At 61.8% G+C, this 24,205-nt stretch carries 18 protein-coding genes, 4 tRNA genes and 1 pseudogene; 12 read left to right on the top strand and 11 right to left on the bottom strand.

The features are described 5' to 3' along the window. Positions 1-188 precede the first annotated feature (188 nt). Positions 189-887 (top strand): orotidine-5'-phosphate decarboxylase, encoded by a 699-nt coding sequence (pyrF, locus tag BBG20_RS06575; protein WP_065901481.1) that lies wholly within the window; start codon positions 189-191, stop codon positions 885-887. Positions 888-990: 103 nt separating this feature from the next. Here the strand turns inward: pyrF and BBG20_RS06570 are convergent, their stop codons facing one another. Further along, positions 991-1,998 carry an NADP-dependent oxidoreductase gene (locus tag BBG20_RS06570; RefSeq protein ID WP_065901479.1) on the bottom strand — a complete coding sequence of 336 codons (1,008 nt, stop codon included), beginning with the start codon at positions 1,996-1,998 and terminating at the stop codon, positions 991-993. Positions 1,999-2,226: 228 nt separating this feature from the next. Here BBG20_RS06570 and BBG20_RS06565 point away from each other — a divergent pair, with 228 nt between their 5' ends. The 4 genes and pseudogenes from BBG20_RS06565 (at position 2,227) to BBG20_RS33465 (ending at position 6,688) form a co-directional block, all read left to right on the top strand. Beyond that, the gene (locus tag BBG20_RS06565) at positions 2,227-2,988 is read left to right on the top strand and encodes an SDR family oxidoreductase (RefSeq protein ID WP_065901475.1); all 762 of its coding nucleotides are present in this window, start codon (positions 2,227-2,229) and stop codon (positions 2,986-2,988) included. A 204-nt stretch (positions 2,989-3,192) separates the two neighbouring features. Next, positions 3,193-4,605, top strand: coding sequence for an aminotransferase-like domain-containing protein (locus BBG20_RS06560; protein ID WP_065901470.1), 1,413 nt, complete (start codon positions 3,193-3,195; stop codon positions 4,603-4,605). Between the two features lie 115 nt (positions 4,606-4,720). Then, positions 4,721-5,782 (top strand): annotated as a pseudogene (locus BBG20_RS33470) (HAMP domain-containing protein); the annotation flags it as partial. After that, positions 5,771-6,688, top strand: coding sequence for a methyl-accepting chemotaxis protein (locus BBG20_RS33465; protein ID WP_404940334.1), 918 nt, complete (start codon positions 5,771-5,773; stop codon positions 6,686-6,688). The pseudogene BBG20_RS33470 and the gene BBG20_RS33465, both read left to right, overlap by 12 nt. 34 nt (positions 6,689-6,722) lie before the next feature. Here BBG20_RS33465 and BBG20_RS06550 read toward each other — a convergent pair whose 3' ends face one another. Further along, positions 6,723-7,535 carry an alpha/beta fold hydrolase gene (locus BBG20_RS06550; protein ID WP_065901464.1) on the bottom strand — a complete coding sequence of 271 codons (813 nt, stop codon included), beginning with the start codon at positions 7,533-7,535 and terminating at the stop codon, positions 6,723-6,725. A gap of 471 nt (positions 7,536-8,006) precedes the next feature. Beyond that, complete coding sequence (locus BBG20_RS06545) at positions 8,007-8,777, bottom strand: hypothetical protein (protein ID WP_065901461.1); 771 nt, start codon at positions 8,775-8,777, stop codon at positions 8,007-8,009. A 359-nt stretch (positions 8,778-9,136) separates the two neighbouring features. Here BBG20_RS06545 and BBG20_RS06540 point away from each other — a divergent pair. The 4 genes from BBG20_RS06540 to BBG20_RS06525 all read left to right on the top strand — a co-directional run bounded on the left by BBG20_RS06540 (position 9,137) and on the right by BBG20_RS06525 (position 9,551). Then, positions 9,137-9,212, top strand: a tRNA-Glu gene (locus BBG20_RS06540). Positions 9,213-9,216: 4 nt separating this feature from the next. Further along, positions 9,217-9,292: transfer RNA gene (locus BBG20_RS06535), tRNA-Gly, on the top strand. Positions 9,293-9,396: 104 nt separating this feature from the next. Beyond that, positions 9,397-9,472, top strand: a tRNA-Glu gene (locus BBG20_RS06530). A 3-nt stretch (positions 9,473-9,475) separates the two neighbouring features. After that, positions 9,476-9,551: transfer RNA gene (locus tag BBG20_RS06525), tRNA-Gly, on the top strand. Positions 9,552-9,604: 53 nt separating this feature from the next. Here the strand turns inward: BBG20_RS06525 and pdxR are convergent. After that, complete coding sequence (gene pdxR, locus BBG20_RS06520; RefSeq protein WP_065901458.1) at positions 9,605-11,086, bottom strand: MocR-like pyridoxine biosynthesis transcription factor PdxR; 1,482 nt, start codon at positions 11,084-11,086, stop codon at positions 9,605-9,607. Between the two features lie 77 nt (positions 11,087-11,163). Between pdxR and BBG20_RS06515 the strand changes: the two genes are divergently transcribed. Then, positions 11,164-12,825, top strand: coding sequence for a M24 family metallopeptidase (locus tag BBG20_RS06515; protein WP_065901455.1), 1,662 nt, complete (start codon positions 11,164-11,166; stop codon positions 12,823-12,825). A 31-nt stretch (positions 12,826-12,856) separates the two neighbouring features. On the opposite strand, the gene BBG20_RS06510 is transcribed toward BBG20_RS06515, so the two are convergent. The 6 genes from BBG20_RS06510 to BBG20_RS06485 all read right to left on the bottom strand — a co-directional run bounded on the left by BBG20_RS06510 (position 12,857) and on the right by BBG20_RS06485 (position 20,191). Next, positions 12,857-14,596 (bottom strand): dipeptidase, encoded by a 1,740-nt coding sequence (locus BBG20_RS06510; RefSeq protein WP_065901452.1) that lies wholly within the window; start codon positions 14,594-14,596, stop codon positions 12,857-12,859. A gap of 214 nt (positions 14,597-14,810) precedes the next feature. Further along, complete coding sequence (locus tag BBG20_RS06505) at positions 14,811-16,028, bottom strand: phospholipase D-like domain-containing protein (RefSeq protein ID WP_065901448.1); 1,218 nt, start codon at positions 16,026-16,028, stop codon at positions 14,811-14,813. A gap of 52 nt (positions 16,029-16,080) precedes the next feature. Further along, entirely contained in the window at positions 16,081-16,728 is a 648-nt protein-coding gene (locus BBG20_RS06500) for a MotA/TolQ/ExbB proton channel family protein (RefSeq protein WP_065901446.1), read from the bottom strand. Positions 16,729-16,745: 17 nt separating this feature from the next. Next, the gene (locus BBG20_RS06495; protein WP_065901443.1) at positions 16,746-19,028 is read right to left on the bottom strand and encodes a TonB-dependent receptor; all 2,283 of its coding nucleotides are present in this window, start codon (positions 19,026-19,028) and stop codon (positions 16,746-16,748) included. A gap of 24 nt (positions 19,029-19,052) precedes the next feature. Beyond that, positions 19,053-19,781: an energy transducer TonB family protein gene (locus BBG20_RS06490; RefSeq protein WP_065901440.1), complete on the bottom strand. Its 729-nt coding sequence runs from the start codon at positions 19,779-19,781 to the stop codon at positions 19,053-19,055. Positions 19,782-19,783: 2 nt separating this feature from the next. Beyond that, the gene (locus BBG20_RS06485; protein WP_005786670.1) at positions 19,784-20,191 is read right to left on the bottom strand and encodes an ExbD/TolR family protein; all 408 of its coding nucleotides are present in this window, start codon (positions 20,189-20,191) and stop codon (positions 19,784-19,786) included. Positions 20,192-20,381: 190 nt separating this feature from the next. Between BBG20_RS06485 and BBG20_RS06480 the strand changes: the two genes are divergently transcribed. Beyond that, entirely contained in the window at positions 20,382-20,936 is a 555-nt protein-coding gene (locus BBG20_RS06480) for a GNAT family N-acetyltransferase (RefSeq protein ID WP_065901436.1), read from the top strand. After that, positions 20,933-22,507, top strand: coding sequence for an alkaline phosphatase D family protein (locus BBG20_RS06475; protein ID WP_065901434.1), 1,575 nt, complete (start codon positions 20,933-20,935; stop codon positions 22,505-22,507). The genes BBG20_RS06480 and BBG20_RS06475 overlap by 4 nt, the downstream gene beginning before the upstream one ends. A 1,050-nt stretch (positions 22,508-23,557) precedes the next feature. Here the strand turns inward: BBG20_RS06475 and BBG20_RS06470 are convergent. Beyond that, the gene (locus BBG20_RS06470; protein ID WP_065901433.1) at positions 23,558-24,184 is read right to left on the bottom strand and encodes an alanyl-tRNA editing protein; all 627 of its coding nucleotides are present in this window, start codon (positions 24,182-24,184) and stop codon (positions 23,558-23,560) included. Between the last annotated feature and the right edge of the window lie 21 nt (positions 24,185-24,205).

Genomic DNA, 24,205 nt, shown 5'->3' with positions numbered 1-24,205 from the left:
GGGTCGTGCGGGCGAGGCTAGCCCTGGGGCGTGTTGGGCGCATGTCGTGAATGTATCAATTTTGAAATAATTCCCGGAAATGCCCGACTGACGGCGGTTGGTCAGTATTTACCGATCATCGGATCCCGCAACGGCGCCGCTTGCGCTACAATCCGCGCCGATTTCGACTTGCCTGAGAGCCCATTCCAATGTCCGCCTGCCAGACTCCTATCATCGTCGCCCTGGATTACCCCACTCGTGACGCCGCACTGAAGCTGGCTGACCAGTTGGACCCCACGCTTTGCCGGGTCAAGGTCGGCAAGGAACTGTTCACCAGTTGCGCCGCGGAAATCGTCGGCACCCTGCGTGACAAAGGTTTCGAGGTGTTCCTCGACCTGAAATTCCACGACATCCCCAACACCACCGCGATGGCGGTCAAGGCCGCCGCCGAGATGGGCGTGTGGATGGTCAATGTGCACTGCTCCGGCGGCCTGCGCATGATGAGTGCCTGCCGGGAAGTGCTGGAACAGCGCAGCGGCCCGAAGCCCTTGCTGATCGGCGTGACCGTGCTTACCAGCATGGAGCGCGAAGACCTGGCCGGCATCGGCCTGGATATCGAGCCTCAGGAGCAGGTCCTGCGCCTGGCCGCCCTGGCGCAGAAAGCCGGCCTCGATGGCCTGGTGTGCTCGGCACTGGAAGCCCAGGCCCTGAAAGCTGCGCATCCGTCGCTGCAACTGGTGACCCCAGGTATTCGCCCGGCCGGCAGCGCCCAGGATGACCAGCGCCGCATCCTCACGCCACGCCAGGCACTGGATGCAGGTTCCGACTACCTGGTGATCGGTCGCCCGATCAGCCAGGCGGCGGACCCGGCCAAGGCGCTGGCGGCGGTGGTTGCCGAGATCATGTAAGCACTGACCGCAGCGCCTCGGTGTCGCTCAAACACCGAGGCGCCTGCATCGCGGGCAAGCCCGGCTCCCATATAACAGTGGCGACCGGACTGCCTGTGGTATGTCAGCTGACCTTGAGCACCAACTTCCCAAAGTTCTCGCCGTTGAACAGCTTCATCAACGTTTCCGGGAACGTCTCCAGCCCTTCCACGATATCTTCCTTGCTCTTGAGCTTGCCCTGCGCCATCCAGCCGCCCATTTCCTGGCCGGCTGCGGCGAAGTTGGCGGCGTGGTCCATCACCACGAAACCTTCCATGCGCGCGCGATTGACCAGCAGTGACAGATAGTTGGCCGGACCCTTCACGGCTTCCTTGTTGTTGTATTGGCTGATGGCACCGCAGATCACCACGCGGGCCTTCAGTGCCAGGCGGCTGAGCACGGCGTCGAGAATGTCACCGCCGACGTTATCGAAATACACATCGACCCCTTTGGGGCACTCGCGCTTGAGGGCAGCAGGCACGTCTTCGCTTTTGTAGTCGATGGCGGCGTCGAAGCCCAGTTCATCGACGAGGAACTTGCACTTGTCGGCGCCGCCGGCAATGCCGACCACGCGGCAGCCTTTGATCTTGGCGATCTGCCCGGCAATGCTGCCCACCGCGCCGGCGGCACCGGAGATCACCACGGTCTCACCGGCCTTGGGCGCCCCGGTGTCGAGCAGGGCGAAGTAGGCGGTCATGCCCGTCATGCCCAAGGCCGACAGGTAGCGCGGCAGCGGGGCAAGCGTCGGGTCGACCTTGTAGAACCCGCGCGGCTCGCCGAGGAAGTAATCCTGCACCCCCAGCGCGCCATTCACGTAATCGCCTACGGCAAATTTCGGGTTGTTGGAGGCAATCACCTTGCCCACGCCCAGCGCGCGCATGACTTCACCAATGCCCACCGGCGGAATGTAGGACTTGCCTTCATTCATCCAGCCACGCATGGCCGGGTCGAGGGACAGGTATTCATTGCGTACCAGCACTTGCCCGTCCTGGGGCGTGCCAACCGGCACTTCCTGGTAGGTGAAGGTATCCCGGGTGGCTGCGCCGACCGGGCGCTTGGCGAGCAGGAATTGACGGTTGGTCTGGGCGGTCATGGCAGCGACTCTTCTGGAAATGAACCTCAAGTGATAGACCTTGAACGCGCGCGGGGCAAGGTTGACCGAAGGCGCGAATGCCCGCCGATAGGCCTTGCTGATAGTCATGCAGTGGGCCTTATCACTGCGATTCATGCAGCCCCAACCGGCCTTCTGATAGTGCTGACGCGCCCAGCGCGGCGTTGGCTAGACTCGACCCACGGCTATTTTTCCCACAGGACATCCCCCATGAGCATGACGTTTTCCGGCCAGGTCGCCCTGGTCACTGGCGCCGCCGCCGGTATTGGCCGCGCCACCGCGCTGGCCTTCGCTGGCGAAGGCTTGAAAGTGGTGGTCGCCGACCTGGATGTGGCCGGCGGTGAAGGCACCGTCGCTTTGATCCAACAGGCCGGAGGTGAGGCGCTGTTCGTGCGTTGCAATGTCACCCTTGAGGCGGACGTGCAACAACTGATGGCGCAGACCGTTGCTGCTTATGGCCGCCTGGATTACGCCTTCAATAATGCCGGGATCGAGATCGAGAAGGGCAAGTTGGCGGACGGCAGCCTGGATGAGTTCGACGCCATCATGGGTGTCAACGTCAAGGGGGTGTGGCTGTGCATGAAACACCAGCTACCGCTGCTGCTGGCCCAGGGCGGCGGGGCGATCGTCAACACGGCGTCTGTGGCGGGGTTGGGGGCCGCGCCGAAAATGAGCATTTACGCCGCCTCCAAGCATGCCGTGATCGGCCTGACCAAATCGGCGGCCATCGAGTATGCGAAGAAGAAAATCCGCGTCAATGCCGTCTGCCCGGCGGTGATCGACACCGATATGTTCCGGCGAGCCTATGAAGCCGACCCGCGCAAAGCCGAATTTGCCGCGGCCATGCACCCGGTCGGGCGCATCGGCAAGGTCGAGGAAATTGCCAGTGCGGTGCTCTACCTCTGTAGCGATGGCGCTGCATTCACCACTGGCCAGGCACTGGCGGTGGACGGTGGCGCAACGGCAATCTAGGACCTCGCGCGGCGCCCCAATCGAAAAGGGATTGGGGGGCTGTGGGGTATTTCCAAAGCTGGCAAAGTGCCGCGCCCGAATGTGTATCACCAGGTAAATAACCTAATAAAATCAATAATTTAATAAATCTTAGCAGCCGGTCATGACGGCCTTCTGTGCTTAACTCTTTGGGGTTGAATAACAGACAGTTGAAGTGAGTGGCTCATGGATTTAGGGATCGATCGACAAGCCCTTGTACCGGTGGTGCAGCAAATCGTCAGCGCCGTGGCGGAGTGGATTCGCAGGGACGGGGTAAGCCCCGGCACGCGCCTGCCGTCCGTGCGGCAGTTGGCCCTCGATAACCTGCTCAGCCAGTCCAGCGTGATCGAGGCATTCGAACGGATGGTCGCCCAGGGCGTGTTGGCTGCCAGGCCGGGCTCAGGCTTTGTGGTGGCCCCGCCGACCGCGCTGACCGAGGGGCACTGGTATGAAGGCGCGGAGCGGGAGTGGGGCGCCTTTGCCGATAATCCGCTGGGAGAGCTGAAGCTCGGCTGTGGCTGGTTGCCGGATGCCTGGCGCGAAAGCGATGACATCAGTTACGCGATTCGCGAAGTCACCCGTACCGACACGGGCGGCCTGTTCAACTACAGCACGCCCCTGGGACTGGCATCGCTGCGCGAGCAACTGCTCAAGCGCCTGTCCCGCATGCATATAGTCACCAGCCTCGACCGTATCCTTACCACTGGCGGCGCCAGCCACGCCCAGGACCTGCTTATTCGCACGTTGCTCAGGCCCGGTGACAGTGTGGTGGTTGAAACCCCCGGTTACGGCAACCTTTATCGGCAACTGGCGTTTCACGGAGTGCGGTTGCTGGAAGTGCCGCGTACCCGCGCAGGCCCGGACATCCCGGCGCTGGAAGCCCTGTTGCAGCGCCATCGGCCCAGGTGCCTGTTCATCCACAGCCTGTATCACAACCCCACCGGCACCAGCCTGAACCGCGCAGTGGCCGAGCGTCTGCTGGAGTTGGCGGGCAGCAAAGACTTCCTGATCATCGAAGAAGATGTCTACGGCGACTTGCAGCACGCCGGTTGCACGCGACTTTCGGCGTTGCCCCATGATGATCGGGTGATCTATGTGGCGAGTTTTTCCAAGTGCTTGAGCAGTGCCTTGAGAGTCGGCTACCTCAGTGCCAGTACGACGCTCATCGAGCAACTGGCCAGCCTCAAGACCCTGACCGGTTTCGGCACCTCGCGATTTGCCGAGGCGGTGGTGGCCACGCTGCTGGCCAATGGCACGTACCGCAAATGGGTGCAGCGCTTGCGCAAGCGGTTGAGTATTGAGATGGCCGCGACCCTGCAAGTCCTGGAGGATGAGGAGTGGGAGGTGTTCGCGGTGCCGGCCGGCGGCATGTTCGTGTGGGCGCGGCCAGGCGGCGGCGATCGTTCGCGGTTGCAGGCCTGTGCGCGGCGGCTCGGGGTGTTGCTGGCGCCTGGCGCGTTGTTCAATCCAGGCGGTGAACCCAGCGATTGGCTGCGCATCAACGTGGCCTACGCGGCTGACCAGCGTGCCCAGGCGTTTTTCCGGGCCTTGGGGCCTGCCAGATCGACCTCGACCATTCTGAAAACGACGAGCAAGTAGCTTTTTGCCATTATTCAGGCGCCAACGTCTTGTGCTCAGTGCCTTGGGGTTGCCAATCTCGCTTCTGGTCAACCGGGCTTGATGGCATCTGCCATTGCGAGAGGATGCAAGTGCAATGATTTCGGGCGTGCAACGACGTTTCGCCAACCTCGGTATGGCGAAAAAGCTGGGCTTGGGGTTCACCTTGGTACTGCTGCTGACGGCCGTGGTCGCGGCCATTGGCGTGTGGTCCCTGCAGACCGTTGGGCAACGCTTCGAAGGCCTCACGGCGATGTCATCGCTCAACAGCGGGTTGCTCAAGGTGCGCCTGATCGAACAGGACTACGCGCTGCACGCCGACCCCAAGGCGGTCGATGCCCTGCACGCCAGTGTCGACGCCTTGGCCGCCCAGGCGGCGAGCCTCAAGGCGCAGTCCGCCGCGAATGGGCCGGTGATGAGCGATGTCGAACAGGCCCTGGCCGCCTACCGCAAGGCCTTCGATGAATTCGTCGAACTGACCCAGACCAAGGACCTGGCGCTGGAAATGGCCAGTTGGTCGGTGTCCAGCGTGGCCAATAACCTCGACGTGTTGCAGGCCGGGCTGGCGGATGACGGCGCGTATGGCTTGAAGGAAAGCCAGGGCAAGGAGGGCGCCGAATTCATTGAGCAGGCCGGGCAGGTCAGCCAGGTCTCGCGCCTGATGCTGCAGGCGATGAACGAAGCCCATGTGCGCCTGGACCAGAGCCGCAAGGTGGATGCGGACGACGCCGAACAGGGCAAGATCGAGCAGGCGGACCAGGCCCTGGCCCAGGTCGAACAACTGAAAACCTCGGTCAAGGACCCCGGTTATCAAACGGTGCTCAACGAGGTCTCTGGGCACATTGCCGCGTTCAGCGAGAAACTCGCTGAATACACCGGCCTGCTGGCACAGGAAAAAGGCGTCTACAAGCAGCTGCGCGATCGCGCCGAGCAAGTGGTCAGCCGCGTCAACCAGGCGTATGACGCCGAAGACCAGTCGATGCAGGCGCAGCTGAAGAAAAGCGCGCTGCTGATCATTGGCTCGTCGGCCCTGGCCCTGCTGGTGGGCTTGATTGCGGCCTGGGTGATTACCCGCCTGATCGTCGCGCCGCTGCGCAGTGTGATTGCCGTGGCCCAGCAGATTGCCGCCGGCGATCTGAGCGGGCGCATGGAGGTCACTCGCCGTGATGAAATCGGCCAGCTGATGCAGGCGATGCAGCAGATGGGCAATGGCCTGAGCCAGATGGTCAGCGGCCTGCAGGCGGGTATCGAGCAACTCGCCAGCTCGGCGCATTCGCTCTCCAGCGTCACCGAGCAGACCAATGTCGAGGTCAGCAGCCAGAAGGAAGAAACCGAGCAGGTGGCCACGGCCATGAACCAGATGACAGCCACCGTGCATGACGTGGCGCGCAATGCCGAAGAGGCCGCGCAAGCCGCGCAGACCGCGGACGACAAAGTCGACTGCGGCCAGCAGGTGGTGCGCCAGAGTCTGCAGCGCATCGAGCTGCTCGCCACCTCAAGCACCCATGCCAGCGCCAGCATCGAGAGCCTGAGTGCCGAGATCCAGAACATCGGCACGGTGTTGGGTGTGATCAAGAGCGTCGCCGAGCAGACCAACTTGCTGGCCCTCAACGCGGCTATCGAAGCCGCCCGCGCGGGTGAGCAGGGGCGTGGGTTCGCCGTGGTGGCCGATGAGGTGCGGGCGTTGGCCAAGCGCACTCAGCAATCCACCGAAGAAATCGAACGGCTGGTCAGCACCTTGCGCAACGCGGCGCAGTCTTCGGTGCAGCAGATCCAGCAAAGCGGCGAGCTGGTGAAACTGGCCGTCAGCGACGCGCTGGAAACCGAAAGTGCGCTGGGCAGCATCGCGGTGGCGGTGTCACTGATCCAGCAGATGAACCAGCAGATTGCTGCCGCCGCCGAGGAGCAAAGCTCGGTGGCCGAAGAGATCAACCGCAGTGTCACCAGCATTCGTGCCAGTGCCGATCAATCGGCGTTGAGCATGCAGGGCAACGCTGCGTCGAGTATCCAACTGGCGCAGCTGGGTGCGGAGCTGAAGGGGATGGTCGGGCATTTCCGGCTTTGATCGGCGTCTGGTTACCGCGATCAAAACGCCGGAATCAGGTGTGGCTGGCCAGGAAAGTCAGCAACGCGCCATTCACGAACTCCGGATTTTCGCGGCTGGAAATATGCCCGGCACCTGGAATCAGCACCAGTGGGCAGCCAATCGACTCGGCCATCTCCCGAGCCTCGGCCGGAGGTCGCGGCTGGTCATCTTCCCCACACATCACCAGCGTTGTAGCGGGGCTGAGCTTGTGCAACTGATCGAGGATATCGCTGCGACCGAAGGTGACGCGGCCCAGTGGCACGATGCTGTCACGCAGCTGCTCTGCGGAGAAGCCTGTCAGAGTGTGGCGGAAACCCTTGTACAAGGTCGATTCACGATCGATTCCCGGCCGAAAGAAAATCGGCGCGACGATATCCAGCAAATGCTCCGGGAAGTGGCCTGCGTCTTCGATCATCTTCAATAGCGAGAAGTAGTAGTCGCGGGTTGCCTGAGGTTCTGCGCCCAGATACGTGTCCATCAGCACCAGGCTATTGATCCGGCCGGGCTCCTTCAACGCCAGGCGTGCCCCCCACATGCCGCCGACCGAAAGGCCGACCAGATTGACCTTGTCGATCTGCAGGTGATCCAGTAGACGCAGTGCCTGGTCGGCCAGGTCGTCCAGGGACTCAGTGGTCTCGGGCATCTGGCCCGATTGGCCATGGCCCCATAACTCAGGGGCGATCACTCGATAATATTTCGCCAGGGCGTTGATCTGCGGCGCCCACATGTCGCTGTTCCACAGGTAACTGGAACCCAGCAGTACGACCGGGCCGGTGCCTTGGTCGACGTAGTGCAGCGGTTGTCCATCGATAACGGCGACAGGCATAGCGGGCCTCTGACTTTACGGAGTTAGGGGCACGTTTTTACCCTAGTCGGGGGCGGCTGGATAGATGCACATTGATGGCATTTTGTGGCAAGCCGCGTGTTGTGGGGGAGGGTTTGATGGGGTGGGTGGGGGGGTGTTGTGGATGAGGGGTTATTGGGGGAGTGGGTTGTTGTGTAAGAGGGTTTGTTGGGATGAATGGGGTTGTTGTGGATGAGGGTTGTTGAGGTGAATGGAAGTGTTGTGGATGAGGGGCTGTTGTGGCGAGCGGGCTTGCCCCGCGTTGGGCTGCGAAGCGGCCCCAAGATCAGGCAGAGAGGGGGGAACTGAAACACCGCGTTTTGCTGTGATGGGGCTGCTTCGCAGCCCAACGCGGGGCAAGCCCGCTCGCCACAACAAGCCCGCTCTTCACAACAAGCTCGTTCGCCACAACAAGCGGGCTCGCCTCAACGCGCGGGCCCGCAGGACGGCCACTCAGTCGTAGATGACTTTCTTTTTCCACTCGGCGTCGGCGTCGACCACTTTGAGGCCTTCGGTCAGCTCGTTGACTTCGTCTTCGGCCGGCTTGCTGTTGGTCAGCACTGTCGAGTTGGCCTTGGCCAGTTGCGCTTCCAGCTGTTGCAGCTGCGCGCTGTAGATCACCGGTTCCGGCTGTTTGCGCAAGTACTGCACGCCACGCTCGAACGCCAGGCGGGCCTGGCCCGGTTGGCCTTGTTGCAGGGCATGCTGGCCAAGGTTGTTGAAGAACTCGATGTGCAGCAGCACCAGAATATGGCGAATTTCCTTGATCCAGTGCTTGGCTTCGTTGGTCGGCAGGAAGCCGTCCTGGGCGGCGCGGGTGACTTGGCCGTGCAGGGCTTCGAGCAGGAAACGCACGTCCTTGGCCTTGGCTTCGGTCTGGATCGGGGCGGGCGGGTTGGCCACCGGGATCGACTCGCCCTGGGCCACCAATGCATTCAACTCGGTGATCCGGGCCTTGATCGGTGCGCTGGTCTTGTTGAGATTCAACAGGCGCTGGTTGACGTTGAGTTCCAGGCGGGTCAGCAACAATTTGAGCGCCGGCGTCATCAACTGGCCGGGGAAGGTCTCGGTGATTTCACCGCAACGGCGCAGGCGATCATTGAGCTCGATCTCGGTGCGCTTCTTTTCCAGCTTGTTGTTTTCCACCACGTGGTTCATGTAGCCAATGGCGATCAGTATTACGATCCCGGCTATTACCAGCAGGGTGATCATGAGTGGTGTCACCGGTGTGACCTCTTTATAGGGTTTGCTGTGGAGTGTAGAGACTGAGGCATCCGCCGGATAGGACTGAGCGACCAGTTGCCCGGGTAGTTTCTTCTATATAGGTAAGGCGTTCCCTGCATGGATGCACATTGCCATCATTTGCTGGAGCGAACTATAGCGCCTTGTGGTGCGCCAGAATATAGGCGTCAAAGCCCTAACGGGCAGAATGCCCGCCGGGGCCCGCAAAGCAGGGCGAAGTCATTGATTTAAATAAATTTATCCTTGGGGGTTGACGACCTTTCAATCCATCCATAGAATGCGCGCCACTTACAGCGTAAAGCACACAGCGAAACGCGGTAGGGAGTGAATGTTGTACGTGTGTCCCCTTCGTCTAGTGGCCTAGGACACCGCCCTTTCACGGCGGTAACAGGGGTTCGAGTCCCCTAGGGGACGCCAATATGCGGGAATAGCTCAGTTGGTAGAGCACGACCTTGCCAAGGTCGGGGTCGCGAGTTCGAGTCTCGTTTCCCGCTCCAAATTTAAGCAGTGTTGCTCTCGGGCGGCACTGAGTGAAACCAGGGCATAATCTTCGGATTTAATCTCTGGACACTGAAATACACACCATGTGTTTCAGTTGTGTGTCCCCTTCGTCTAGTGGCCTAGGACACCGCCCTTTCACGGCGGTAACAGGGGTTCGAGTCCCCTAGGGGACGCCATTTGCGGGAATAGCTCAGTTGGTAGAGCACGACCTTGCCAAGGTCGGGGTCGCGAGTTCGAGTCTCGTTTCCCGCTCCATATTCAATGAAAACGCCGATCAGCAATGATCGGCGTTTTTGTTTGTGCGCGTTTTATCGCAAGTTCGCCGCGTGGGCCAAACGCACTGTAGCCTCGCGGATTTCTGCCTGATTGAGTGCTGCAAAGCCCAGGCGCAGTGCATTTTCCGGCTGGTCCAGCGGCGAAAACTGCCGGCCACTGCGTACGACCAGCCCGTGATCCAGCGCCGCGCTGACCATCTGTTCGACGTTGATTTCATCGTCGAAGCGTACCCACAGCGCCAGGCCACCTTCCGGCTCCCGTACCTTGATTCGATCCCCGAACGCCTCATGCAGGCAGCTCTGCAAGGTTTCGCGGCGGACGCGGTATTCCTTCGACACCCGGCGCAAATGCTTCTTCAGCTCCCCATCATTGATCAGATCGGCGAGCATTTTCTGCGCGACCGCATCGGCATCCCCCATCATCAGCGCGGCATTGCTATGCAGGGCTTGGATCACATCCGTGGGTGCCACCACATAACTGCAGCGAAACGTCGAGCCAAGGGCTTTGGATAACGAACCGACATAGATTACATGGCGCTGCGAGCGGTCGCTGGCGAGGGGCAGGTAGGGCCGCCCGTTGAAGTGGTATTCGTGGTCGTAGTCTTCTTCGATGATGCAGAAATCGTGCAGTGCCGCCAACGCCAACAGCTGCTGGCGTCGCGCCGCGTGCAGGCTCACGGTGGTGGGGAACTGGTGGTGTGGGGTGAGATAGATCATCCGCACCTTGTGTTCGCGGCAGAGGCGGTCGATCTGGTCCGTGCGACAGCCTTCTTCGTCCATCTCCACGGTGACCAGTTGCGCGCCGAGTTTGCGGAAAATCTCCCACGCGGGTGGGTAACTCAGGCGTTCCACCAGCACCACGTCTCCGGGTTTGAGCAGCAGGCTCGCGGTCAGGTACAGCGACACCTGGGTGCCTTGGGTGAGGCAGATATTCTCGGCGCTGACCGTCAACCCGCGGTTGTTGCGCAACATCTCGGCCAGGGCGCAGCGCAAATGGTAGCCCGTGCCCTCGCTGCCGTAGCGCACGGTGTTGGAGCTGAAGCTGTTGCGCAATGCATTGCGGTAGTACCGATGCAGGACGGCCTGGGGCAGCAAGCGGTGATCGCTGGTGCCGTTATCGAAAAACAGCGCGCCATGCCGATGCTGCAGTGCCGTCACCTGGGCGTTCTGGGCGAAATACGGGGCGACCGCCTGCGCGAGGATGGGCGGAGCGAAGGACTGTTGCGCGCGACTCGGCAACTGCTTGGGCGTCAGTTGCGCGTTGACGAAGGTCCCACGGCGTGGCTCGCTGACGAGCCAGCCTTTGGTCAACGCTTCTTCGTAGGCGAGGATCACGGTCTTGCGGTTGACGTCGAGCAACTGCGCCATTTCCCGCGTGCCCGGCAGCAATGTGCCGGGCGGCAATCGCCCTTCAACGATCGCGGTCACCAGGCCTTCGGCGATTTTGCGGTAGGACGCCTGGCCGTCACCCTCGTCCAGCTTGAGCAGCGGACGCCATTTACGCATCTGGACCATCTGAAGTATCCAAAACTGGAGGTTTTAATGGGCCTAGTCTAGCGCAACAATCAAGCCTCACTTACCCCGAGGTTGTTATGAATACACGTCATGTCATTGAACTGTCCCCCTCGGGGAAAACCTTTGAGGCCGGTGATGAGCTGTTGTTGGATGCGATGCTCGCCCACGGCCTGTCCGTGCCATTTTCCTGCCGCCGCGGTGCTTGTGGGTCGTGCAAGGTGGTGGTCGCAGAAGGTCAGTACCGGGCCAAACAGCTCGCGCCGGATGCACCGGCGCCGTGCTATCCGCTGGCAGCCAATGAGATGTTGTTGTGCCAGAGCCACGCCTGCGGCGACATGCGCCTGGAAATTCCCGGCTGGTCGCTGGACTCGCCCGCGTTGGTCGTCGAGGCAACCATGCTGAGCAAACGCGCACTCAGCCCCGACATCATCGAGTTGGTGGTGATGCCGGATACGCCCTTGGCGGTGCGGGCGGGCCAGTACCTCAAGATCCAACTGGTCGACGGCGACTCGCGCTGTTTCTCGATCGCCAACCTGCCGGCCGAAGACGAGGGGCGGCTGGTCTTCCAGATTCGCCAGGTCAGCGGCGGGCTGTTTTCCGAAACCCTGCTGGGGGGCCTGGAAGCCGGCGACCTGTTGCAACTGGAAGGGCCGTTTGGTGCCTGTACCTGGCAGGACCATGACGATACGCCCGTAGTCTTATTCGCCACGGGCACCGGCTACGCCGGCATCAAGCCGATCCTGCTGAGCGCCTTGAAGCGCGATGTCGAGGTGACGTTGTACTGGGGCGGTGCGCAGCCGGCCGATTTTTATGACCGCGTGTTCCTGGACGCAGCGGTGATCGAGCACCCGCGTTTTCACTGGCACCCGGTGCTGGCCTCGCAGGGCCGGGTGGAGGAAGTGGCGCTCAGCCATGGGCATCACTGGGAAGTGGCCCACGTGTACGCGTGCGGTAGCGGCGCAATGATCACCCAGGTGCGTACCGAGTGCCTGGAAGCGGGCCTGCCGGGCCATCGGTTTGTCGCGGAAGCCTTTGTGCCCAGCGGCCGGTCGAGTGCGGGCACGGCATCGAAGCCGCTGCATCCTGTGTGGGAAAAAGTTGGTCCGCGCTACTCCCTGGACGGCATGCTGGCGGCGCGCGACCAGTCCATACGCGCCCTGGCGGCAATTGCCAGCCGCCTGCAGGTGGGCATGACCACCGGCGAAGCCCTTGATATGGCCGCCGAACAACTGCAGGCCATGGGCGCGTCCCACACCTGGCATCCGACTTATATTCGTTTTGGCGACGATACCGTTCGCCCACCCCGCGAAGGTATTGATCGTCAACGCAGGCTACGCGCCACCGATATCGTCGTGGTCGACCTGGGCCCGGTGTGGGATGGCTACGAGGGCGATTATGGCGATACCTTTGTATTCGGTGAATCGCCGTTGCACCTGGCATGCAGGACGGCCCTGCACGAAGTGTTCGATGCGACCCGCGACGCTTGGCTAGGGGGCCTCACCGGTCGCGAACTGTATGACTTTGCCGAGCAGAGTGCGGTGTCAAAAGGCTGGAGGTTGGCGCGCAATCTCGCGGGGCATCGCCTCGCGGATTTCCCCCACGCGTTGTTCGAGTGCAAGGACCTGGCGGACCTGGAAATCCCGCCGAGTGAAATGGCCTGGGTGCTGGAGATCCAGCTGTGCCATCCCACGGAGCCGGTCGGTGGTTTTTTCGAGGATATGTTGATGCTGCAAGCCTGAAGAGCCCGCCATTGCGGCGGGCTCCTTTGGATCAGAGCTTCGGCAGCTGGCCGATACGGCTCATCATTTCGGTGACGATCTGCAGGTCCAGCAGGAACTGGTCGACGGTCTTGAACTCGTTGTCGGTGTGCCCGGTGTACTTCACTTCCGGGCGCGCCAGGCCGAATTGCACGCCATTGGGCAGTTCGTGTACCGATGTCGCGCCGGCCGAGGTGCCGAACTTGTGCTCCATGCCCAGGTTTTCGCTGGCGACGGCCAACAAAGCCTTGACCCATTCACCTTCCGGGTTGCGGTACATCGGTTCGGCGACCGAGTAGGTGAAGTCCACCTTGACCTTGGATTGCTTGTCCCAGGCATTCAGCTTGTCGGCAATCTCGGCCTTGAGTTTCTCCGGCGACTTGCCCTTCGGCACGCGCAGGTTCACCGCCAGCTTGAAGGCTTTGTCATCCAGGCCGACAAAGGTCAGCGAGGTGGTCAACGGGCCCATGAAATCATCGGAGAAGCCCACGCCCAATTTGCCGCCGAGGTAATCCAGGCCCCAGTTGTCGGACGCATAACGCGCCGCGTCGGTGATGTGGTTGTGCTTGAGGGCAATCTTGCCGTCGACGCTGTGGATCAGCTCCAGCATGCGCGCGACCGGGTTGACCCCGGACTCGGGTTCGGAGGAGTGAGCGGACACGCCGGTGACGGTCAGCTTGACGTTTTTGCCGTCGACCTTGGCGGCCACTGCAAAATCACCGCCGTTGCGCTTGGCGTATTCAGTCCCGGCCTTTTGCAGGCTGGCGGCCAGCTCGGCCGGTTTGTCGCTGACGAAGGTCGCGACCGAGGCCGAAGGGATCTGGTTGGTCGCCATGCCGCCGGTCATCGAGATGATTTCCGCGCCTTTGCCTTCACCCTTGCGACGCGGGAAGGTGGCCATGACCGTGCCGTAGCCTTTCTCGGCAATCACCACCGGGTAGCCGCCGTCCAGCGCCAGGTTGTACTGCGGCGTCGGGTTGTGCTCGAAGTAATAGGGGATCGCGTCGCCGGAGGTTTCTTCGGTGGTGTCCACCAGCAGCTTGAAATTGCGCGCCAGCGGCAGCTTTTCTTCCTTGATGACCTTCATGGCGTACAGGGCCACCACGATGCCGTTCTTGTCATCCTCGGTGCCACGGCCGTACATGCGATCGCCGATCAGCGTGACCTTGAACGGATCTAGCTTGGTGCCATCCTTGAGCACCCAGTTCTCTGGCGTCACCGGCACCACATCGGCGTGGGCGTGGATACCGACCACTTCATCACCGCTGCCTTCGAGGGAAATCTCGTAGACGCGATTGTCGATGTTGCGGAAGTTCAGGTTGAAGTCTTTCGCCAGGGCCTGGATCTTGCCGGCGATCTTGATGAATTCCGGGTTCTTGTACTGCGGCACACCGTCGACGTTGAAGGTCGGGATTTCCACCAGCTCACGCAGGGTTTCGGTGGCGGCCTTGCCGTACTTCACGCGAGTGTAGATACCGAGCAGGCGATTGATTTCGTTCTGCTGGTCGGCGCTCAGGGTTTTGTTATCCAGGAAGGCACTGATTGCCGGGCCGACGTCGCTGGTTTTACCCAACTCGCCCTTGGCCAGTGCGCCGAGGAAACCACGGAAATCGGTGACGGACGTTTCGTTGAAACTCTTGAGAATCGCCGTGCTTTGGTCGGGTGTGATGTTGGCGAAGGCAGGTGTGGCGATGGCCGAAAGGCTGGCCGCGAACACGGTGGCAGCCGCTAGTTGCTTGAGTGGAAAGTGCATTGAGAGACGCATTCCTTTGCAGGTAGTGAGTAGGAAGTTTCTGATCGATATGTCAGAAACATTTCCACACACTACCACCTCTTTTTTCCACGGGCGAGGGTCTACGCAAAGGGTCCCGCAGGAGCCGGCTTGCCGACGATGAAGCGCATTGCCAGGCGGATCACAGTGCCGGGACTATTTTCGTCGGCAAGCCAGCGCCTGCAGGTGGCCTGAGTCACGGCTGGCCAGGGTGGGGCTCGGGGTACGTCTCGGTTACGTTCAACGCCTTGGCGTAGGGCCCATCCCACAATTGCTCATGGAGTTGCCCGACACGCTTGGCCATCGCTTCGCTGCGCATCACTACTTCCAGGTTGCGCGAATTATCCAGATACCCACCCAGCCAGTTGCTGGTGCCGATCCAGGCGACCTCGCCGTCGATCTCCATGGTCTTGCTGTGGATCACCCGCGCATAAGGGATAAACCCTTGCCTGGCTTGCGGCAGGGTGACGATCTTGACCTGGACGTTGGGCAGGACCGCCAGGCTTTTCAGGTAGGGCAGTTCCAGTTTGTCGGTGTTCCAGTTGGACACCATCAGCTTGATTGACACCCCACGCGCCGCCGCTGCGCGCACGGCATTGTCGATCACCGCGTAGTAAGGGCGGGTTTTATCCGGCCCGTAGGACAGCGGCGCATAGTCGAGCAGTTGCACGCGCACCTCTTTTTTGGCTTCACCGAGCAGGCGCGGCAACTCCAGTTGTGAATCGCCGACACCCGGCGGGTTGTAGCGCTGCGGGCTGGCGACCAGATAGTTGCCAGTGCGCGCAGGGGGTTCGCTGGCTGCGGGCAGGGGCACCGGGGTGTGCTCGGTCAGCGCTGCCTGGGCGCGCCAATCCTGTTCGAAGATCGCCTGGACCTGGCTCACCACGGTGGCGTCGCTGATGCGCAGGCCGGTTTCGTGGATATGTTCCAGAGAGCGCCAGTCGAAGTTCTGGCTGCCGACAAATGCCTGCTTGCCATCCACCACCATGTATTTGGCGTGGATGATCCCGCCGCTCAGTTGCCCATAGGGCAGCACACGGAAGGTCAGGTTGGGGATCGCACGCAAACGTTCCAGCGTGGAAGCTTCTGACAACTTGATGCCTTTTTCTTCCAGCAAGAAGCGAATCTTCACACCGCGTTTGCCGGCGGCCTCAAGGTGTTCGATCACCGTGTCCATCACCGAGCCAGGATGGTCGGCGGCATAGAACTGGCCGATATCGATGCGGCTTTTGGCGCCATCGAACAACGCGATCCACACCGGCCCCGGCTGGCGCAAATCGTCGGTGTCCAGCGTGGTATCCACCGGCACGGTGTGCACCAGTTCAAACCCCGGAATCGAAAAGTCCGCCTGAACCAGCGGACTCATGAGCAAGCCGGCCAGGCCTGCGATACGCAATTTCAAGGAGGCAGACATAGGGACCTCTATCAACGAAGAAAGCGGGCGCATTGCGCGCCCGCTGTAACCATCACGCCGTGCGGCTGTGCAACGGCGTCGGCACCAGGTGCGGCACTTCACTCTGTACCCGGGCGCCGGTGGCGGCGCGGATCAGCAGGATTTTCAACTGGTCGTTGATGCGCTCCAGGCTGTCCTGGAAGAAGTTGTGGAACACCACGCAGAACAGCGCGATGGCGATCCCCAGGCCAGTGGCGAACAGCGCCGTGCCGATGCCACCGGAAATCTGCCCTGGGTCGGACACCCCGGCACTCGCCAGCGCCTTGAAGGTGTCGATGATGCCGAGGATGGTACCCAGCAAGCCCAACAGCGGCGCGGCCGTGGTGATGGTCTCGATGATCCACAGGCTGCGGGCCAGTGGCGCGCGAGTGGTCAGGTACTGGGTTTCGATCACGTCATCCAGGTCCTTGCGTGAACCGTGCGAGGCTTTCTGTGCCAGCACCGGCAACACCATGCTCAAGGGCAGGCTGTCACGTTGGGTCAAGCCCTGCGGCAAGTCGCGTTCGCTGTGTACGTTGGCGTCCAGCACCGCCGTGAGCGCGCGAGCCTGGCGACGCACGTAGGCGAAGTAGATACCGCGCTCGATGGTGATGAAGATGGCGATGGCCATCGCGGCATACATCACATAGAAGGTGATGTCGTGGAGCAGGTTCATGTCCATGTTCGCTTACCTCGCAATTAGAAATTGGCTTCCAGGGAAACCGTCACAGTGCGTTCCAGGCCGACGATGTACGCCGGGTCGCCGTCGCGGAAACCGCCGTAGGTCGCGGCGTTGGTCTTGGTGGTGTACACGCCGTCCAGGTATTTCTTGTCGAACAGGTTGTCGACGTTCAGGCGCAGGGTGGCGTCCTTGACCACTTTCTTGTCCACCGGCAGGTAGATACCCGCGCCGGCGTTGAACACGGTGCGCCCGGAAATGGCTTCATCGTTGGTCAGGTCGCCGTAGAGCTTGCTCGTGTACTTGCCGCCGAAGGTGCCGTAGAAGCGACCGTCGTCATAACCGATGTTGGCGGCCAGCATGTTCTTCGGCACGTTGGCAAATTGCTTGCCGCTGGTGGGCAGCACGATGGCTTTGCCGGCGTTGTACACGGTCAGGTCGTCTTGCTGCTCGGCCTTGGTGTAGGTGTAGGAGGTGTAGTAGTTGAAGTGGTTGGGCAGCAGGCCGCTCCACTCCAGCTCCAGGCCGCTGTTGTTGACCGCGCCCGCGTTGATGTCGGCGAAGTCGCCGTTGATGTCTTTGGACGAGACCTGGCGATCCTTGAACTGCATGTAGAACAAGGTCGCCGCCACGGTCATGTCGTCACCGGTGAAGCGCCAGCCCAACTCGTGGTTCCAGCTGGTTTCGGGCTTGGAGTTGATCGAGTCCAGGCCCTTGTCGTACAGCACATAGTTCTGCGGGATCCGCATGTTGCGCGACAGGCTGTAGAACAACTGGTCGCGCTCATCCAGCTGGTACTTGAGGCCGACGTTGGGCAGCAGTTTGTTGTAGGTCTGGTTACGTTTTTCCGCCTGTTCGGTGAGGCTGCCGTGGTTGGTGCCGTCACGCTTGACGTTCATGTAGGCGAGGCCTGCCACCAGCGTCCAGTCCGGGTCGATGTACCAGGTGTCCTGGGCCCAGACCTTCTGGGCGGGGGTGATGGTGAAGCGGTCGCGACCCTGGATGGTGTTGCCATTGGCATCGACCACGGCGTCGTTGGAGTCGGGCCAGGTGTCGACCGGTTTGCCGCTGGACTTGAGCGGAATGAACGGTTGGGTCTGGCTCTGGCGCGCGCGTTCGTACCAGTAGCCAAATTGCACGCTGTGATCACCCAGGTCCCAGTTCAGTTTGGTGGTGATCCCCGGACGCCAGGTCTGCGTGCGTGAAGGGCGGTAGTACACGCCGCTGTTCGGCGTGCCATCGGCGTTGTACTGCGCGCCGGTAGGCAGGTTGCCCAGGTCGAACACACCGCCCTGGTTCGAGCCGCTGTTCAGCGCATAGCTGGATGAGCCGACGCCACTGCCGTTGCCCCAGTAGTAGTACGGAATCACCGACAGCGCGAGGTTGTCAGCCAGTTTGAGCTGGGTGTTGAGCACGGCGGTGAAGGTCTGGAACGGGTTCTGCGCCAGCGCGTAATAGCTGTTGTACTTGCCATTGGCACCCACGGTCGGCGTTGCCGGGTAGGGGTCGTACTTGCGGCCGTTCTGTTGGAACTGCGCCTTGGTCAGCTGGCTGTAACTGTTGTTGTCCTGCTCGTGGTACTTGAGGATCAGGTTGGCGGTGTTGCCGTCGCCCGCATCGAAGAAGCTGTTCCACTCGACCTTGTCCGCCCGCACTGCACCCGAGCCGCGCCACATCTGGCCTTCGGTGTGGGACGCCGACAGCCAGTTGCTGAGGCCGTTGACTTCACCGGTGTTCAGCCGCGCGAAGGTCTTGCGGGTGGCGTTGCTGCCCATCACCTGTTTGACGAACGCGCCGGTTTCCTTGGTCGGGCGAATCGTCACGATGCCGATGTTGCCGCCGCTGGAGCCGATGTGCGGGCCGTCGGCTTCCGAGGAGCCCTGGGTGACGAAGATCTGGTCGATGTTTTCCGGGTCGCCCAGCAGGTTGGAATACAGCGCGTAGTTGCCCGAGTCGTTGATCGGCATGCCGTCCACCGACATCCCCACCTGGTCGGAGTTGAGCCCGCGCATGGTGAAGCGAAAGCCCGACAGGCCGGTGTTGTCTTCGCTGGAAATGTTCAGGCCCGGGGTGTACTTGAGCTTGTCGATGGCGTTGCCGGTGGCGGTCTGTTTATCCAGCGCCTCCTTGGTCACCGTGGAGCGGCCCTTGATGCTTTCTTCCTGCACCATGTAGCCGCCACCCGCAGTGGCCTTGCCCTGGACGCCGATGGTGCCGACGTCGCTGTTGCCGGTGTCGGCCATGGCCATGCCCTGGCCCATGCTTGCGGCAACAAGTGCCAGATGAATACGTGTGAACCTCATCACTGTCGTCCTGGTGTCGGGTGCTTATTGCACGCTGTAGTTGAAGGTGGCGGTGAAGCGCTGCTCATTGCGCCCCCCGAAGGCTTGCTCGGGGAACGGCTTGACTTGCTTGATGCGACGCAAGCTGTTGGTGGCGGCCCGGTTGAGCAACATGCTCGAGGCCTGGGTTTGCAGGCCGGAGTCCAGAACGCGACCCTGGCGGTCTACCAGCAGCCAGACCACGACTTCGCCGGTCGGGCGTTCGAGGGAGGCCTGGCGTCCGGTGGGGTACTGTTTGTAGGTGTCCAACTCGTTGCGCAAACCCTTGAGATAGCCGCCCTCCAGTGCCTGGCCGTCGACTTTCGGCGGGGCCGGTGGTGCCGGCGTTGGCGCGGCCTGGGCCGCCACGGCGGGGGCCGGTTTGGCGGCCACCGGCGGCGGTGTCGGCACGGGCGATGGCTTGGCCACCACGGGCTTTGGCTGAGGTTTCGGCTTGGGCTTGGGCTCAGGTTTTGGCAACGGCTTGGGCGGCGGTGGCGGCGGGGCCGGCTCGGCCTCTTCATCCTCGATCACCGGCGGCGGTGGCTCTTGTTCCACCACCGGCTCCGGGGTCACTGGCGGCTCGGGCTCGACCAACGCCAGCTCGACCGCCGACTCGTCGTACACCGGTTCGACCTTCAACGTCTGGGACTGGATTCCCAGTGCAATCAGCACCAGGGCGATCAGGGCCGGGACACTGCCCAGCAGCTGTCGCGCACGAAACAGGACGTACATGATCAAGACTTGCGCGTGGCGATGGACACGGAGGTAAAGCCACCCAGACGCAGGGTGTCCATCACCTCCACCAGGCGCGAAACTTCCACGCCCTTGTCGCTGTTGACGATGATCGTCGACTTGGTGTCAGGCTTTTCGGCCGCCTTCAAAGCCGGCACCAGCGCATCGACGGTGAGGTCCTTGCCATCCAGTTGCAGCTGGCCTTCCAGGCCCAGGGTCAGGATGAATTTGTTCTGCGGCTTGAGCTGCTGCGAACTGCTGGCGCTGGGCAGTTGGGTCTTCATGCCGAGGGCCGGAATCACGTTCAGGCTCACGAGTACGAAAAACACCAACAGGAACATCATCACGTCGATCATCGGGATCAGCTCGATGTGCGCCTTGCGTTTTTTCGGTTCGTCCCAGGTTCTCATTCCGCTACCCCGTCATTGAATTAGGGGCGACACGCTAACAACCAAAAATGACCGAATGGTTAACTTTAATTGACGTTTTGAGGGCTCTAGGACGCGTCTTACAGGGCATTCACAAGTCATTTTTGTGACGTAACAGAATTGAAACGAAGCGCGGCCATTCTCAAAAACTTTACATCGAGGCCCCCCGGAAATGAGCAGCGACTTGCCCCATCTGTCCACCCCGCGACTGCTGTTGCGCGCCCTGGAAAAAAACCAGGCCGAGACGTTGTTCGTCCTCGCCAACGGTCCGAAGATCGCCGATAACACCGCCAGCATTCCATCGCCCTACACCCTGGAAATCGCGCTGGATTTCATTGACGGCATGCAGGCGAAATATCGCTCGACGGGGTTGCTGAGCCTGGGGATGCACCGGCGTGACAATGGCGAGCTGATCGGTATCGTCAGCCTGCGCATCAATGCTGCTCATCGCTACGGACACCTGGGCGGCTGGGTTGCGGCGGATGCGCGCAACCAGGGGTACGCGGCCGAGGCGGCGACAGCATTGATGGACTACGGCTTTGTCGAACTTGGCCTGCATCGCGTGGGCAGCCAGTGCTTCAGTCGCAACAAGGAATCGGCGCGGGTCATGGAGAAAATCGGCCTGCAATATGAAGGCTGCATGCGCGGCGCGTTCCTCAAGAACGGCGTGCATGAAGACCTGCTGGTGTTCGCCACGGTGCGTGAGGTGTGGGAGTACCGGGTGTGAGCGGCGGCGTTGACCACGGCCGGCGCCGGGTACTCGCCGGGCTGGCGGTGGCCACCACGTTTTCGATCCTCAGTCCGTTCGCGCGCAGTGCCGGGGTCGACTATCCGTTTACCCTGGGCGTGGCGTCGGGCGACCCGTTGCCGGATGGCTTTGTGATCTGGACGCGCCTGGCGCCGCTGTTCAATGCAGTGGATGGCCGGGGTGGGTTGAACCGTGCGGTGGCGGTGCGTTGGCGGGTCGCCAGCGATGCGGCGATGACCCGCATCGTGCAACAGGGCGAGGTCATGGCCAGCGAGCGGTTGGCCCATTCGGTGCACGTGGAAGTCGCCGGGCTGGAGGCGGGCCGGCCGTATTGGTATCAGTTCGAAGGCCTCGGCGCGCAGAGCCCAGTGGGGCAGTCACGTACGGCACCCGCCGTGCAAGCGCTGGCGTCGGCGCGGTTGGGATTTGTCTCGTGCTCGCACTGGGAGCGCGGCTATTTCAGCGCCTACCGTCACCTCGCGGCAGAGCAGCCTGACCTGGTGTTTTTTCTCGGTGACTATATCTACGACAGCTCTTACGCGGCGGACTCGGGCAAAATCATTCGCGCCCACGGCAGCGGCAATGCGGTGAGCCTGGGCGATTACCGCAACCGTTATGCCTTGTACAAAACCGATCCGGACCTGCAGGCCTTGCATGCCGCCGCACCCAGCGTGGCGACCTGGGACGACCACGAAGTGCAGAACGACTACGCCAATCGCTGGTCCCAGGATCCCAAGATCCCGGTGGCGCAATTTCTCCAGCAGCGCGCGGCGGCTTACCAGGCGTTCTATGAACATATGCCGCTGCGTGCGAGCAGCGTGCCCAAAGGCCCGGATATGCGCATCTATCGGCGCCTGGACTACGGCCGACTGGCGCGTTTCCACGTGCTCGACGGCCGTCAGTATCGCTCCGAACAACCGTGCATTCCGGCCAACGGCAGCCACCAGGGGCATATCGCCGCCAACACCTGCGCCGACCTGCGCAACCCCGCGCGGACTATGCTCGGCTGGCAGCAGGAGGCCTGGCTGGACCAGGGTTTTGCGCAGTCGCGGGCGCAGTGGAATGTGATCGCCCAGGACTTGCTGGTGGCGCCGCTGACCCAGCGCGACCCGACCAGCCAGGCACTCGGGCGCTGGACCGATGGCTGGGATGGCTACATGGCCAACCGTTCGCGGATGCTCGCATCGATCCAGCGCCACCGCGTCAACAACCCGGTGTTCTGGGGCGGTGATATCCATTCGTTCTGGGCCACGGACTTGCACGTCGATGGCAATGATCTGGACTCACCGATCGTGGCCACCGAATTCGTCGGCTCATCGGTGACGTCCGATGGCCCGCCCTATAATGCGTTTTCCCAGTTGTTGCCACTCAACCCGCACGTGAAGTTTTTCGACAGTCGCCAGCGCGGGTACGTGTCGGTGCAGTTGGAGGCGCGGCAGATGCTGACGAGGTTTCGCGCGATCAGCGACCCGCGCGATCCACAGGCTGGCGTGTCGACTCTCAAGTCGTTTGTGACGGGGCCGGGCAGGGCGGGTGTGATGACAGCTTGAGGCATCGCCTGGAGACGGGCGATAGGGTTTGTTGTGGCAAGCATGATGCTGTGGCAATCAGGTTTGTCATGTTGAGCAGGCTGTTGTGGTGAGCAGGCTTGTGTGGTTGAGCAGGCTTATTGTGGTGTACAGGCTTATTGTGGTGTACAGGATTGTTGTGGTGAGCAGGCTTGTCCTGCGTTGGGCTGCGCAGCAGCCCCCAAACCTGACTGGAGTTTTTTCCAGACAAACTGCGGCAGCCTTATTGGGGCTGCTGCGCAGCCCAACGCAGGGCAAGCCTGCTCACCACACGGGAGGAGGCTGCCAGGTGGAGTACACCTGTCACGGTGGGTGAACCTGACACTGTGGGCTTGCCTATCACAGCGAGTGCACCTGACGCAGTGACTTATCTGTCGCAGCGGGTAATTGGGGGGGTGACAAGCACGGTGTTATGGCAATCAAGTTTGTGATGTTGAGCAGGCTTGTTGTGGTGAACAGGTTCGTTGTGGTGAGCAGGCTTGCCCTGCGTTGGGCTGCGCAGCAGCCCCCAAACCTGACTGGAGTTTTTCCCAGACAAACTGTGGGGGCCTTATTAGGGCTGCTTCGCAGCCCAACGCAGGGCAAGCCTGCTCACCACAGGGGGAAACCTGCCAGAGTGGGGGCACCTGCCACTGCGGGTGAACCTGACACTGTGGGCTTGCCTATCACAGCGAGTGCACCTGACACAGCGACTTATCTGTCGCAGCGGGTAGTTGGGGGGGTGACAAGCACGGTGTTATGGCAATCAAGTTTGTGATGTTGAGCAGGCTTGTTGTGGTGAGCAGGTTCGTTGTGGTGAGCAGGCTTGCCCTGCGTTGGGCTGCGCAGCAGCCCCCAAACCTGACTGGAGTTTTTCCAGACAAACCGCGGCGGCCTTATTGGGGCTGCTGCGCAGCCCAACGCAGGGCAAGCCTGCTCACCACGGGGGTGAGGCTGCCAGAGTGGGTGCACCTGTCACTGGGGGTGGATCTGCCAGATGGAGCACCCCTGCCAGGGTAGGCAAATCTCACCCAGCAAGCCGCGCGTAGCGCTTCAGTCGAGGGTGTAACGCACCGACAGTGCGCCCTTTTTCTCCGACAGGGCCAGGATGGTCACTTGGCCCAGTTCGCTCAGCGCCTGTACATGCGTGCCGCCGCAGGCGTAGGCCGGCAGTTCGCCGAAGCCGACTTCGCGGGTGCCGTCTTGCAGGGTCATATGGCGCGGATAGTCGGCGGCAATCCACTGGTTGACTTGCTGTTGAATCGTCTCGGCCTCGAGGACTTGGGCGGCGTCGACGCGGATAAACGTGATCTTGCCTTCGCCCGGCCAGTGATGCGCCTTGATCGGCATCCAGCCCAGGGTCTCGCCAACGTTGCCGATCAAGTGCCCGGCGGAATGCAGGCGTGTGTGCAGGGCGCGGCGCTGCTCGTCGACCCGTGCGGTAATCAAGCCAAGCGCCACGGGGCGGTCGGTGTAGTGCACCACGCGATCGGCTTCCTGGGTGACGCGCAGGACGTTGGCCTCGCCGAGCCAGCCGGTGTCGAAAGGTTGCCCGCCGCCTTGCGGGTGGAAGAGGGTTGACTGCAGGGTGACGGCAAAGAGGTCTTCGTGCGGCGTGCAGTCCAGCACTTCAAGCTCGGCAGTCAGGTGATCGTGGGTGAAAAACAGGCGCTCGGTCATTATCTACATCCGCATCAAGGT

Source organism: Pseudomonas aylmerensis (assembly GCF_001702265.1).
GTDB classification, from domain to species: Bacteria; Pseudomonadota; Gammaproteobacteria; order Pseudomonadales; family Pseudomonadaceae; genus Aquipseudomonas; species Aquipseudomonas aylmerensis.
The sequence above is the reverse complement of the archived record's forward strand: the minus strand, read 5'-3'. Positions and strand labels throughout refer to the sequence as shown.

Excerpts from the sequence above, each read along its gene's own strand:
- pyrF (WP_065901481.1), top strand. The coding sequence starts at position 189 with ATGTCCGCCTGCCAGACTCCTATCATCGTCGCCCTGGATTACCCCACT.
- BBG20_RS06570 (WP_065901479.1), bottom strand. The coding sequence starts at position 1,998 with ATGACCGCCCAGACCAACCGTCAATTCCTGCTCGCCAAGCGCCCGGTC.
- BBG20_RS06565 (WP_065901475.1), top strand. The coding sequence starts at position 2,227 with ATGAGCATGACGTTTTCCGGCCAGGTCGCCCTGGTCACTGGCGCCGCC.
- BBG20_RS06560 (WP_065901470.1), top strand. The coding sequence starts at position 3,193 with ATGGATTTAGGGATCGATCGACAAGCCCTTGTACCGGTGGTGCAGCAA.
- BBG20_RS33465 (WP_404940334.1), top strand. The coding sequence starts at position 5,771 with ATGGAGGTCACTCGCCGTGATGAAATCGGCCAGCTGATGCAGGCGATG.
- BBG20_RS06550 (WP_065901464.1), bottom strand. The coding sequence starts at position 7,535 with ATGCCTGTCGCCGTTATCGATGGACAACCGCTGCACTACGTCGACCAA.
- pdxR (WP_065901458.1), bottom strand. The coding sequence starts at position 11,086 with ATGGTCCAGATGCGTAAATGGCGTCCGCTGCTCAAGCTGGACGAGGGT.
- BBG20_RS06515 (WP_065901455.1), top strand. The coding sequence starts at position 11,164 with ATGAATACACGTCATGTCATTGAACTGTCCCCCTCGGGGAAAACCTTT.
- BBG20_RS06510 (WP_065901452.1), bottom strand. The coding sequence starts at position 14,596 with ATGCACTTTCCACTCAAGCAACTAGCGGCTGCCACCGTGTTCGCGGCC.
- BBG20_RS06505 (WP_065901448.1), bottom strand. The coding sequence starts at position 16,028 with ATGTCTGCCTCCTTGAAATTGCGTATCGCAGGCCTGGCCGGCTTGCTC.
- BBG20_RS06500 (WP_065901446.1), bottom strand. The coding sequence starts at position 16,728 with ATGGACATGAACCTGCTCCACGACATCACCTTCTATGTGATGTATGCC.
- BBG20_RS06495 (WP_065901443.1), bottom strand. The coding sequence starts at position 19,028 with ATGAGGTTCACACGTATTCATCTGGCACTTGTTGCCGCAAGCATGGGC.
- BBG20_RS06490 (WP_065901440.1), bottom strand. The coding sequence starts at position 19,781 with ATGTACGTCCTGTTTCGTGCGCGACAGCTGCTGGGCAGTGTCCCGGCC.
- BBG20_RS06485 (WP_005786670.1), bottom strand. The coding sequence starts at position 20,191 with ATGAGAACCTGGGACGAACCGAAAAAACGCAAGGCGCACATCGAGCTG.
- BBG20_RS06480 (WP_065901436.1), top strand. The coding sequence starts at position 20,382 with ATGAGCAGCGACTTGCCCCATCTGTCCACCCCGCGACTGCTGTTGCGC.
- BBG20_RS06470 (WP_065901433.1), bottom strand. The coding sequence starts at position 24,184 with ATGACCGAGCGCCTGTTTTTCACCCACGATCACCTGACTGCCGAGCTT.